This is a genomic window from Corynebacterium spheniscorum (assembly GCF_900113445.1).
Lineage (GTDB): Bacteria > Actinomycetota > Actinomycetes > Mycobacteriales > Mycobacteriaceae > Corynebacterium > Corynebacterium spheniscorum.
Genome location: NZ_FOPJ01000001.1, coordinates 336,262 through 348,176, shown reverse-complemented (window position 1 = coordinate 348,176; position 11,915 = coordinate 336,262). Strand labels below are relative to the sequence as shown.

General features: G+C 56.2%; 13 protein-coding genes. 5 read left to right on the top strand and 8 right to left on the bottom strand.

Going from position 1 to position 11,915, the window contains the following annotated elements:
- Positions 1-352: 352 nt before the first annotated feature.
- The 4 genes from BMZ01_RS01595 to BMZ01_RS01580 form a co-directional block, all read right to left on the bottom strand.
- On the bottom strand, positions 353-1,108 hold the full coding sequence (locus BMZ01_RS01595; protein WP_092283698.1) for an iron ABC transporter ATP-binding protein: 756 nt from the start codon (positions 1,106-1,108) through the stop codon (positions 353-355).
- On the bottom strand, positions 1,105-2,139 hold the full coding sequence (locus BMZ01_RS01590) for an iron chelate uptake ABC transporter family permease subunit (RefSeq protein WP_092283786.1): 1,035 nt from the start codon (positions 2,137-2,139) through the stop codon (positions 1,105-1,107). Before BMZ01_RS01590 ends, BMZ01_RS01595 begins: the two co-directional genes overlap by 4 nt.
- 40 nt (positions 2,140-2,179) lie before the next feature.
- Positions 2,180-3,232 carry an ABC transporter permease gene (locus BMZ01_RS01585; protein WP_092283696.1) on the bottom strand — a complete coding sequence of 351 codons (1,053 nt, stop codon included), beginning with the start codon at positions 3,230-3,232 and terminating at the stop codon, positions 2,180-2,182.
- 322 nt (positions 3,233-3,554) lie between these two features.
- Positions 3,555-4,652, bottom strand: coding sequence for a siderophore ABC transporter substrate-binding protein (locus tag BMZ01_RS01580; protein ID WP_223845851.1), 1,098 nt, complete (start codon positions 4,650-4,652; stop codon positions 3,555-3,557).
- Positions 4,653-4,984: 332 nt separating this feature from the next.
- On the opposite strand from BMZ01_RS01580, the gene BMZ01_RS11080 reads away from it, so the two are divergent.
- From BMZ01_RS11080 to BMZ01_RS01570, 3 genes are all read left to right on the top strand, one after another.
- Complete coding sequence (locus BMZ01_RS11080) at positions 4,985-5,146, top strand: hypothetical protein (protein WP_177180009.1); 162 nt, start codon at positions 4,985-4,987, stop codon at positions 5,144-5,146.
- Positions 5,147-5,197: 51 nt separating this feature from the next.
- Entirely contained in the window at positions 5,198-6,874 is a 1,677-nt protein-coding gene (locus BMZ01_RS01575) for an FAD-dependent oxidoreductase (protein ID WP_092283694.1), read from the top strand.
- Between the two features lie 113 nt (positions 6,875-6,987).
- Positions 6,988-7,251 carry a metal-sensitive transcriptional regulator gene (locus BMZ01_RS01570; RefSeq protein WP_092283692.1) on the top strand — a complete coding sequence of 88 codons (264 nt, stop codon included), beginning with the start codon at positions 6,988-6,990 and terminating at the stop codon, positions 7,249-7,251.
- A gap of 18 nt (positions 7,252-7,269) precedes the next feature.
- Here BMZ01_RS01570 and BMZ01_RS01565 read toward each other — a convergent pair whose 3' ends face one another.
- Positions 7,270-7,647 (bottom strand): DoxX family protein, encoded by a 378-nt coding sequence (locus BMZ01_RS01565; protein ID WP_092283690.1) that lies wholly within the window; start codon positions 7,645-7,647, stop codon positions 7,270-7,272.
- A 17-nt stretch (positions 7,648-7,664) separates the two neighbouring features.
- Positions 7,665-8,000: a CdiA C-terminal domain-containing protein gene (locus tag BMZ01_RS01560; protein ID WP_092283688.1), complete on the bottom strand. Its 336-nt coding sequence runs from the start codon at positions 7,998-8,000 to the stop codon at positions 7,665-7,667.
- A 555-nt stretch (positions 8,001-8,555) separates the two neighbouring features.
- Between BMZ01_RS01560 and BMZ01_RS01555 the strand changes: the two genes are divergently transcribed.
- Both BMZ01_RS01555 and BMZ01_RS01550 read left to right on the top strand, forming a co-directional pair.
- The gene (locus BMZ01_RS01555; protein ID WP_092283686.1) at positions 8,556-8,798 is read left to right on the top strand and encodes a hypothetical protein; all 243 of its coding nucleotides are present in this window, start codon (positions 8,556-8,558) and stop codon (positions 8,796-8,798) included.
- Positions 8,799-8,991: 193 nt separating this feature from the next.
- Positions 8,992-9,828, top strand: coding sequence for an alpha/beta fold hydrolase (locus BMZ01_RS01550; protein ID WP_092283684.1), 837 nt, complete (start codon positions 8,992-8,994; stop codon positions 9,826-9,828).
- A 109-nt stretch (positions 9,829-9,937) separates the two neighbouring features.
- Here the strand turns inward: BMZ01_RS01550 and BMZ01_RS01545 are convergent, their stop codons facing one another.
- Both BMZ01_RS01545 and BMZ01_RS01540 read right to left on the bottom strand, forming a co-directional pair.
- Positions 9,938-11,188, bottom strand: coding sequence for an MFS transporter (locus BMZ01_RS01545; protein ID WP_092283682.1), 1,251 nt, complete (start codon positions 11,186-11,188; stop codon positions 9,938-9,940).
- Positions 11,189-11,252: 64 nt separating this feature from the next.
- Positions 11,253-11,783 carry an NADPH-dependent FMN reductase gene (locus tag BMZ01_RS01540; RefSeq protein ID WP_223845854.1) on the bottom strand — a complete coding sequence of 177 codons (531 nt, stop codon included), beginning with the start codon at positions 11,781-11,783 and terminating at the stop codon, positions 11,253-11,255.
- Positions 11,784-11,915: the final 132 nt, after the last annotated feature.

Here is an 11,915-nt window from a genome sequence, read left to right as displayed (position 1 = left end):
AAAAGGATGCCAGTGCTTCAAGGCCACCCGGCACACAACCACACACGGTCACAAACACAAACACCATGCACAAAACAAACAAAAGTACATCAACACACTATTGAGTTCTCAAACATCAAGACCAACAAGAACAACCATCCAACAAAACACAGTCGCTCAAGCAGCCCCAGTCACCATACACACCCCAACACCAACACGCAAACCGCGCCAACATCAAGGCATACAAGCAACCAGATAACTTATCGCCACAACACCCAACCCGAAGGCCCGGCATCCCTGGCGACCCGACATAGATTACCCACACCCCACCAACAACACAAACACCCAGCACAACACCAGTTTTCACTACCACCTAGTGATAACAAGCCAACCGCCCATGCGGCCCCTCAAACACCTCAATCGGCGTATCAAAAATCGGCGTCAACGCCTCCTCAGTAATAACCTCCCCCGGAGTACCAAACGCCACCACTTTCCCCTTCTTCATCGCACACACATAATCCGCATACCGAGCAGCAAAGTTAATGTCGTGCAGCACCACGATGATGGTGCGATTCAATTCGATTGCTGCGTCTTTGAGGAAGCGCATCATGTCCACGCTATGTGCAATGTCGAGGTTATTGAGCGGCTCGTCGAGGAGCACGTACTCAGTTTCTTGGCTTAGCACCATCGCTACGTAGGCGCGCTGGCGTTGGCCACCGGAGAGCTGATCCAGGTAGCGGTGTTCCAAGTCAGTCAGCTTCAAATAGTCGATGTACTTGGAGATGATCTCTTCATCTTCTTCGGTTAGCCGCCCACCGCTATATGGGAATCGGCCGAAGCCTACTAATTGACGGACCGTCAATCGGGTCACGAAGTGGTTTTCCTGCCGCAGAATCGACAGGATTCGAGCCATGTCTTTGGATGCTGTGGTGGTGACGTTGTGCCCCGCGACATTGATTTCGCCTTCATCGATCTTTAAGAGCCGCCCAATCATCGTCAATAGGGTGGATTTTCCGGCACCGTTAGGGCCGATTAAGGCGGTAATGCCTCCTTCTGGGATCGTGAGATCCACGGGCCCGATGCGTACGCCTTCGCCGTAATCTTTGGTGACATTCTTAAGGGTGATCACAGGCGTCCCTTTCGCAGGATGATCAGGAGGAAGAGGCCTCCGCCGATAAGTTCAATAACAATGTTGACCACGCCATGGGCGTAGAAGACGTGGTGGAGTAGGAAATATGCCCCGGTGACCACGGTGTATCCGGTGAGGAAGGCCATCGGCAGCACGTAGCGGTGGTCATAGGTTTCCGCCAGTTGGTAGGACAGTGTTGCTACCAAGAAGCCGAAGAAGATCATGGGGCCAACCAATGAGGTCGTCACGCCCATCAGAATCGACACCAGGACTAATACGGAGATATTCAAAATCTTGGGGTTAATACCCAGGTTGGTGGCGGGGTCCGCGCCCAGATTCAAAACATTAAGTCCCCGGCTCAAGCTATAAAGCAAGATGGCTGCAACCACCGCGATGGGGCCTGCAAAGGGAACTTGAGAAATATCCGCGTTACTCAGCGACCCGAAGAGACGAGCGGTCAACACATCGAACTCGCTCGGAGTGAGCAACCGCTGCATAAAGGTGGTCATAGACCCCAGGCCACCACCGATGACGATGCCGATCAGCAGCATCGCATGTATATTGAGATGCCCGGTCAGCAGCCATCCGTAGAGCAGCATGGACATCACCACCATGATCGCCAGCTGGATCAGGAAGGAGGTAGCGGTCCGCGCGGTCAGCACCCCGGATAGTCCAAAGAAGAAGATGGTTGCGGTGTGGATCAGCCGGTAGAGCGATTCAAATCCCATAATTGATGGGGTCAGAATCCGGTTATTGGTCACCGTGTGGAAGGCAACGGTTGCAAAGGAGTGGCATAACGCCACAATGAGCAAGATAAGGATGCGGCCAAGGCGCCGCTCTAAGATCAGCTGGAACCCTTGCGATCCAGGTTCGGCCGGGTTATCCCAAAAGATCAGTCCCAGACTGAAGGCGATACTGAGCACGATGAGAGTAACCAGAAGCACCCAGTAACGGCGACGGGCTTTGAGGCTAACGAAGGTTCCGGCAGCGCCGCGCGGTTTTCCTGCGTCAGGCCCAGAGACAGTGAGCATGGGGTGTGAGGCATCCTGCCCACTTTGAGCTAGATCTGTTTTAGCCACAACGTGCTGTCCTCCTTCGCGCGTTATTTCCAGCATTTTGTTTCTTGATGATCAGCACGACGAAGACGGTTGCACCGATGACACCGAGAATCACGGAGACCGGCACTTCGAAGGGGCTAATAATGGTTCGACCGATCAGGTCGCAGACAGTGACGATGCCAATACCTAATAGGCAGACCCACGGTAGGTTACTGCGCAGGTCATCACCGCGAATCAAGGAGACGATATTCGGGACGATGAGGCCTAGGAAGGGAAGATTGCCGACTGCGACCGTAACCACGCCGGCTGCCAGGGCCACGAAGATGGTGCCCAGTAGCAGCATCCGGTTGTAGTTAACGCCGATGTTGGTGGCCACATCTTCGCCTAAGCCTGCGACGGTGATGCGGTCGGCGGTAACAAATACGCCAACTAGCACAAGAAGGACGATCCAGAGCACTTCGTACTGGCCGCGAATGGCGGCAGTGAAGGAACCGGCGAACCACACGGTCAGGGTTTCTAGCATGCCGGTGGCTACTGCGAAGAATGTAGAGACGGCGCTGACCACGGCACCGAGCATGATGCCGACGATGGGCACGATAAGGGAGCTTTTAAGCGAGACCCGCCTAAGGAAGAGGAAGAAGACTACGGTGCCGATAAAGGCGGCGGTAACCGCGGCCATCATCTTTCCCAAAATGGAAGCTTCGGGATAAAGGAAGAGCACAACTAATAGGCCCAACCCAGCCCACTCGGTGGTGCCAGTAGTACTTGGTTCAACGAAGCGGTTTTGGGTAAGCAGCTGCATCACCAGACCGGACATGGCCATGGCGGCTCCGGCGAGCACTAAGGCGATGGTCCGGGGCACACGCGTGATGCCGAACATATCCCAGCCATCGGCGTTCTTGGTGAGGCTGTATTCACCAGTGAATAGAGATAGTACGAGTAGTCCGCCCACCACAATCACGGATAGTGCGAACCAGCCCCAGGACACTCCATGTCGCGTATTCCTTTGCCCTTCGGTTTGGGGTTGGTTCTCGGAGCTACGCACTGCGGTCGTTTGACTGCTCATGTCAGTGGTCTTGCCTCCATAACGACATGTTCTGTCCTTTGAGGTTCGCGGTACTACAAGTGTGTGGGATGAGGAGGAAGGGCGCTTCGAAGGAGCTGCGCGTGGGCCATGCCCTCACGGGGATTACGCCTGCACGGAGCGGTTATACCCTCACGCGATTGGCTGCGGCTGGCTGCACCCCGCGAGCCTCCCCCTCGCGCTGCTACGCCCCCGAGGGAATGAGCTCTTGCGCCTGAAGAATGCATCCCTTTGAACAAGGTCTCTTCTTCTCTGGCAACAAAGGGCTCACCCCTTGGGGGCGCATGCGACCTAAGGCGCTGGGTTACTTAGCAGCCTTGAAGGTATCGGCCATGCCGTTCAGCATGTCGATGTACAGCGGCACGGACTCATTGAGGTAGGTATCCGTCGGTGCGTAGTAGATGGCACCGTTCTTAACTGCGTTGACATTCTGCAGCGCATCGGACTCCTCAATAGCCTTCTTAGCCGGGACATATTCCGGCTTCTTGGCGGAGTTCAGCGGAGCATCGCGGTCCATCACCAGGAGAATATCCGGGTTGGCCTCAGCAAGGGCCTCCACAGAGATGTCATCGCCGTGCGCACCGGCACTAGCACCCTCAACTTCAAGAGCCGGCTTCAGGCCGAGCAGCTCGTAGAGCGGGCCCAAGGTACGACCGTTGCCCGGGTTGATGTAAATGATCTTGCCGCCGGCGACAATGACAGCCATCACGGTCTTCTCACCGTCATAGGCCTTCTTGGCCTTTTCGACTGCGTCATCGAATTCCTTGACCATGGCTTCAGCATCGGAGTCCTTGTTGAAGATCTTGCCCAGCGCAAGAACTTGATCCCGAATGGTCTCTACGAAATCAACGTCTTTCTTAGTGGCGTTGAATTGAACCACCGGGGTATCAGGGTTGAGCTTCTTGATCTCGTCATATTGCTTGGCGAAGCGCTGACCGTTGATGATCAGGTCGGGCTTGGCGGCAACCAAGTTCTCCAGGTTGGGCTCAAAGTGCATGCCCACATCCAAAATATCGTCGTTCTCTTTATAACGCTTGATATTTGGGGAGATGAGTCCCTTCGGTGCAGCTACGAGATCAACACCCCACTCATCGAGAACCGCGAAGGCACGGTTGTCGGTAACCGCAACGCGCTCCACCGGCAACTTAACTTCCTGCTCACCTTCCGTGTCCTTAATCGTGATGGTGGAAGAGGCGGCAGCCGTGGAGTCGGCGCTGCTGGACTCCGCTTCGCTACTTTCAGCCGCGGACGTGGTGGTCGTGCTTTCTTTATCTTTGTCCTTAGCGTCATCACCAGAGCTGCTGCAGCCGGTGAGAATCAAAGCGGTGGAAGTCACCAGGGCGATCACTCCAGCACCCATATGCTTGGTGCGCACAGATCCCAGACGGTGTGAGGAAGCCATAAAAGTCCTTTCACTTCAACGTGGGAGGTTTTGCGCCGAGGGGGTTCAACGCACTCCTGCGCAGCCACCATACCTATCGGGCTATATTTGCCTAGCCTATGTGGCATATATCACCTAAAATAGTTACCCCCAATAACCTAACTATCGGAAAAGTCCACCTCAAGCGTTATTTTACTAAATCGTTTCACATTCCCGACGTTTTGAGATACGATACCCCGGGGGGTATAGTGAGGCGCAGTGTACGTACAGATAGATCATCAAGGCTGAGTAGTACGTGCCCCTCCTATACCCCAGCACTACTCATTAGAAATCTGATTGAAGGAGACTGCCTCATGTGCCGTCCGGTTCGTTGCAAGAAATGTGGAAAGACCACCTGGGCTGGCTGCGGCCAGCACATCGACCAGGTCAAAGCGCAGGTACCCAAGGGGCAATGGTGCACCTGCCCGCGAGAGAAGTCTTCGGGCGGTTTCTTCGCCCGCCTCTTCGGCAACTAAGCCCGCACCTTCATCGATAGTCCTTCCCTCCCCCACGCTTTGGAGCAATACATGACCTCTGCACAAGCTCAATCCACTGATCAGAAGACCAAAACAACTGTGATTGTGGGCGGTGTTGCAGGCGGAATGTCTACCGCAACTCGCCTGCGTCGCCGCGATGAACAGCGCAATATCATCGTCTTTGAGGCTTCCGGCCATGTGAGTTTCGCAAACTGCGGTTTGCCCTACCACGTCTCCGGCACCATCCCAGAGCGTCAATCTCTCCTGCTTCAAACCCCAGAATCTCTCAAGGCTCGCTTCAATTTAGACGTCCGAGTCAATACTCGCGTCACTGCAATTGACCGTGAGAATAAAACGGTTGAGGTTCGCAATGAGCTCAGTGGCGAAACCTACACCCAGGAATATGACACCCTGGTGCTCTCCCCTGGCGCGGTCCCGGTGCTACCACCAATCCCCGGCATTGAGCGGGCTCTGACCTTGCGCACCGTGGAAGATCTCGATGAGATCATGGCTGCTATCGATGACTCCACTCGTCACGCGGTGCTCATTGGTGGCGGTTTTATTGGGCTGGAGTTAGCCGAAAATATGGCGGAGCGTGGCCTCAATGTCACTGTCTTAGAGCGCGCTCCGCAGATTCTGGCTCCCCTGGATCCAGAAATGGCTGCCATTGTCACTCAGCGTCTCCGCGATAATGGCGTGAGCGTCATTACCCAGGCTGACACTATCGATATTCGAGAAGACGCCGTCGAGCTCGCTGATGGTCGCATCCTCTATTCCGACATTGTGGTCGCTGCGATTGGTGTTCGCCCTGCCAATGAGTTGGCCAAGGAAGCTGGACTCGAGATCGGTGAGCGCGGTGGCATCAAGGTCGATGAGCAGCTGCGCACCAATGATCCGGCGATTTTCGCTATCGGCGATGCCGCGGAAAAGCGTGATGGCATCTCCGGCGAGGACACCCTGGTACCGCTGGCCCAAACCGCCAACCGCCACGGACGCCTGGTCGCCGACATTATTGCCGGCCGTGAAGGCGCTCAACGCGCAGGCACCTTGGGTACCGCAATCGTGGGGCTCTTCGGCATTTCCGCAGCAACTGTGGGGTGGAATGAGAAGCGTGCTCGCACCACCGACCGCAATCTGCGCATCATCCACCTGCACCCAGCCAACCATGCTGGCTACTACCCCGGGGCTTGCCAACTGCACCTCAAATTGGTGATCGACGCTGATACCGATGAGATTCTGGGGGCCCAGGCTGTGGGCGAAGACGGTGCCGATAAGCGCATTGATGTCATCGCTACCGCGATGCGCGGTGGCTTGAAGGCCGCTGACCTAGCGGACCTGGAGCTTGCCTACGCCCCGCAATTCGGTTCCGCGAAGGACCCCGTTAATATGGCGGGCTTCATCGACGACAATGCTCTCAATGGTGAAAAGACCGTGCAGTGGCATGAGCTGCCGAAGCAGATGGAAGAAGGCTGGCAGCTCGTCGATGTTCGCAATCCGGAGGAAGTGCAAAACGGTTCCATCCCAGGTGCCATTAATATCCCCTTGGATTCTCTGCGCGAGCGCTATCAAGAATTGGGGGACACCCCCACTATTGTTAGCTGCCAGGTTGGTTTGCGCGGTCACGTCGCCCGCACCCTCCTCGAGAACCTCGGCATGAAGCAGGTGGCGAACTTGGATGGTGGTTATCTGACGTGGAGCTTTGCTCAGCGCGCATATCATTCTGACTAAAATTTCGGCAGCGCTGTCCTAGCCACAAGCCAGGCGGCGCTGCTACACCGATCACACCCCCGGACGCGTTCACACCCCTTACGCACCACGGATAAAGAAGGACCTGGGCTGTCATGCAACTTGACCCAACCGATCTCAAACCCGCGATCGCTCGATTAAAGCGCGCCCGCGGACAACTCGATGCCGTCATTCGCATGATGGAAGAGGGCGAGGACTGCCAAAAGGTCGTCACCCAGCTCTCCGCAGCCTCCAAGGCCATTGACCGGGTGGGCTACCTGGTGGTCGCCGGTGGGATGAAGAAGTGTTTTACTCAGCCCGGCGCTGCGGACACTTTGGATGAAGAGGCCATGGTCAAAATGTTCCTCTCTTTGGCCTAGGCCGCCCCGACCTAAGCGCTAGCTCTCCTTCGCAATCCTTAAAGCCGATTGGATCAGCGGGATCTGCAAAGGTAAACGGCCATAAGCGATCGCCAAGTACAGGGGTTCGCGCTTTTCGGCTTGCCATTGCCGTGCCATCTCCACATTCGCGGGGAACACGGCAGCAAAAAGGGCGGCTGCACTATACGCAGCCGCCTTTCTGCTTTTCGGGTTCATTAATCCGGCGCCAATCAGCAGCTCAGCTAGCCCAGACACCAGGGTCGCCTGCCGCGGCGTCCCCGGCACCCAGCTGGGCACAATCGAATCAAAGGGCTCGGGTTTAAGGAAGTGCAGCGCACCCGCTCCAATGAGGATGCCGCTGAGCACTTTCCGGGAGGGGATCAGAGTGATAGCCATAGCTCCAGATTAAGCGTTTAGGCTATGGCTCGCCCGCCTCCAGCACCAATCGGCGCTCCCACCTCAGCTAACTCAGGTTCAGGTGCTCGAGCTTCCTCCTTGGCTACCAAGGTCACCTCGATAATGTCGGGGAAAGCTCGCATGGCATCCAGGATTTGCTCCCGAACTTCCTCCAAGGGCACCTCGCAATAATGCAGGTCAACCACGAGATACCTGGACTGCTTCCGGGCTTTACGCAGCCCATCAAATACGATCGTCGGCCCGCCGCCGGTCGGCATGCATACTTCAACTGATTGGGGTTGGCGCCTTACTGTGCGGACACGCTCCGCGGCTCGCCTCAAGGAATCACCCATCACTACACACTCCCTTAAATAGAGTCCCGTGGGTAGGAATCCGCGCGGTTGCTGTCGATATGCGCGGGAATTACCTGGTGATTGGCAAGCGTCTAAGAATTCACAGAACCCTCAAGCGCTTCGCAGGAGCCTCAATATCAAGAACCTTCCTACCGCAGCCTTTGTTTTAGCAGTTAGTGTACCCTCATTCCCGCGCGATTGGAAGAGATTTAACCCACTTATTGGATTCACCACCCAAAGCGCATTCCCAATAGCCTAGTTTCTGCTCACAAACTTCTTTGGGTAGACTACCTACCCCATGGGGCACCCACCTGAAACTCCCCCTCCCCCAGCTAGTATCCTGCCCGCCAGATCACACCCCTGAACTGTAGCTTTCATCCCCACACACCACCATGCTGGGCCCAGAATTCTGCACTCTATGCACTTTTCAGCACCAGATGCGAAACGTTCCGGGCCGCGCGCAAGATATATAAAGTACCGTGCATCAAATGCGAACGCGGTGAATCCTCGCCCACACCTCGCAAGCAACTTGATGAAAAGAGGACCAGGAACCATATGGAACCGATGATCATCGACAAGACCACCGGCGCTGAGCTTTGGCGCATCGACGATTGCGCAGAGTTCTGCGATATCCGGCCCAGCACCTGGCGGACGTATTACTCCACCGGCCGCACCCCAAACCCCGTGGTCCAATGGGGCGGCAAGCCTCTCTGGGACGCCGAGGAAATCAAACAATGGCACGCCGGACGCCCCGGTTCCCCTGGCCGTAGTCGCCAGCCCGAAGACGCCAACGCCTAAAGTTTTAGCTTCCCCGAGACCTAGCGCCCCGCGCCTGGCACTGATTCATCCCCGCGTGCGCGCAGGGTGTGCGCTATGCCGCGCCGATTTGCTGCGACACACGCGGGTAGCCCGTGGAATTCACCTTGGCGAGATGAAGCCAATCACAAAAACGCCCTATGTAACTTCGCCAACTGAGGTGTAAGGTGAGCCTATGCAAAACGATTGGCTTCAAGGTGAAACTATTGAACTGCCTGATGTGAATTTGCGGGTCTATCATCGCCCGGCTGAACATCGGGATGGCGTAGCACCACAGTGGGTGATTTTCTACCACGGTGCCTGCGGAAATAAAGACCTCTGGCGGGAACAATACGAGGCCTTTAAAGACTATGACCTCGTCTTCGTGGATATCCGCGGCCAAGGTGCCTCGGAGATGACCACCGATTCCCCACCAGATTTCTGGGGTGCGGTCAATGATATCGACGCCATCTATGAGCACTTCGGTATCGACAAAGCCATCCTGGTTGGGCACTCCTGGGGTGGTAACCCCATGCAGGAATACACCCTGCTTAACCCCGATCGCGTTGCCGGTTTGGTCATTATCGGCACCTGGGGACAGCACCGCGTACGCCCCAAGGGTGAGGTGATCGCACAGAAATCCTCCGCCTTCATCTACCGCTTCATTCCCTGGGGGATGATGAGCAAAATGTCGGGCAAAGCCTGCTCCCATGATCCCGAGGTGCGCAAGGAAGTCGCAGACGGCATCTACTCCTCCGGCCGCAAAGTCTTCCTAAGCCTGGGCTTTAGCGCCTTTAAAGAAGTCCACGATATTGAGGAATATCCTGGCAACCCACCCATGCTCTTGGTCCGCGGTTCCGATGATTTTCCCAAGTCACTGTCCAAGATCTACGAGTACCTGGAATCGAAGAATCCCAATGCTCGCCAAGTGGTGATTGATGGGGTGGTGCATATGCCCATGCTCACGGCCACTGAAGCCTTCAATAACGCCCTCCAAGAGTTCTTTGACCAGGTCTTTAAGGCTGATTCCTAGCGAGATCGTCGAAGCACTTTAAGGTGCGGCAAACCCCAGGCCCGCGCACATCCTTCATAGCTGTGTGCGAGCCTGTTGTGTCGATCTCGAATAAAGCTCTTCCCCAGCGTTAACGGACTTTTGTGGTGATTGCGCGGCCGATGAGGGCGGCCAGTGGTAGGGAGCAGAGCATCGCCGCGCCGCAGAGGATGACCGTGGGCCGCACCCCGATGGCGGTGTTGACTCCACCGAAAATGGAGAGGCTGAGGAAATCTGCGAGGTAGAGCAAAACGGCAGCCGCTGCGAAGCCCTGGCCGATGGCCCAGCGCGGCACATGGTGTTGGAGTAGAAATGCTCGGGATTGGGAGGCCACGCTCACGCCGATTCCTAAGACGATGACTCCTAGAGCGACCACTGCTTTGTGTGGGGCTAGCCCGATGATGAGGAAGCCGAGGCTCCAGACGATGACGGCGAGTCGGTAGTGGCGAAGCGTGAGCTGCGTGATGATTGTGGGCAGAGTCAAACTGGCGATGATCCCGGCCAGCGCGTAGGTGGCCAACATGGTGGAATAAAACCAGGTGGAGTCTTGAGGGTGTGGGAGGCTAATGAAAAGCACGCCCATTTGCCAGGCCCATTTGCCGCAGAAAACGGCGAAGAAGGTGGAGACGAAAAGCAGGATGAGGGTGCGGCTGGTAGCGACGTCGCCCCAAAATAGTGTGATCCTGCGCCACGCTAAGGGCACAACGCTGGTTGATTCCTCAGTATCCGAGGTGGTTACGACATCCACTCCGGTAGTGATGCGCCCTAAGCGTCTAAGTAGCAGCGCACCGATGACGAAGGTGAGGGCATCGAGGAGGAAGAAGAGCCATAGAACATCGCCGAAGAGAAGAAGTGAGCTGGCAAGAAGTGGGGCGATGATTGCGGTGAGGTTTTCGATCATGGACATGACCGAATTGGCGGCGACGCGTTGATCTTTATCCACGATGGCCACCACCGCGGCGCGGCTACAGGGGTTATAAACCACCCCGCCTAGTTGGATGAAAAAGGGGATAATCACCACGCCCAGGTAGGGCATGGAGTGGGTCAATAGCAGGATGACCGCTATGAATTCTAAGCCGGCGCGGTACCAATTTGCTGCCTGCATGACCCGCAGTTTGGGGAGCGAATCGCTGATGATCCCGCCGAGTAAGCCGAAGAGGAGATAGGGGATGACCTCAGCAAGGGCGACACCTGTGGTGGCGCTTTGTGAGCCCGTCATTCGGTAGGCAAGATACACAAAACCCAGGCCAGCGATAATATCGCCAAAGCGCGAGAGCAACGCGCTGGCAGCCAAAAGCCCAAACCCATTGTGCTTGAGCACGGTCACGTGCGGAATCCTCATAAACTCCTCACGGCGTGATGAGATCCGGGCGAGTTTTTCACCCGGTGAGGTGGTGCTGGTTGGGTTACTCCCCTACTAGTTGATTAAGAGCACGCTCGATCCGGGCCCGGATTTCTTCGCTTACTAAAGAGATCTGGTTGTCGGTGACCTCAAAGTCGGTGCGATTGGTGGCGACTGCCGTATTGACCACATCGGCATGCAGGTTAACCCCAATGGCGCGGAGGTGGTCGATGACTGAGCCGCTGAACCTGCCGCCACCTTGCACCATGACGGCTACCGGTTTACCCTGCATGAGGGGGATATTCATATTGTCGATGAGTAGCTTGATCCCGGAGGAATAAGAGCCGTTATAAATCGGGGAGATCCAGACGAAAGAATCTGTTTCGCGAACGCGCTTGGCGAATTCTCGGACGCGGGGATCGGTAGAGCCCTCCGGATCATGATGGTCTTCGGGGTTGTGCATGGGCAGATCCATATCGGTGACCTCGATGAGATCCACCGCGCAGTTTCGGGAAGATAGTTGCGCTGCTACTTCCTTGGCTAAGGCTGAGGTGTAATGCCCCTTTCGGTGGGCCGGCGATGACCATGGTCTGATGCGGGCGAGTCTCGCTGGTTTCAGTAGGACCGTTTGGTGCAGATTCAGATGTGGACATGGATTGCCTCCACTACTTCGCTTAAACAGAAGAATGCGGCTTCTAGCCGTGGATGGTGATGACCTGAGCAGCCC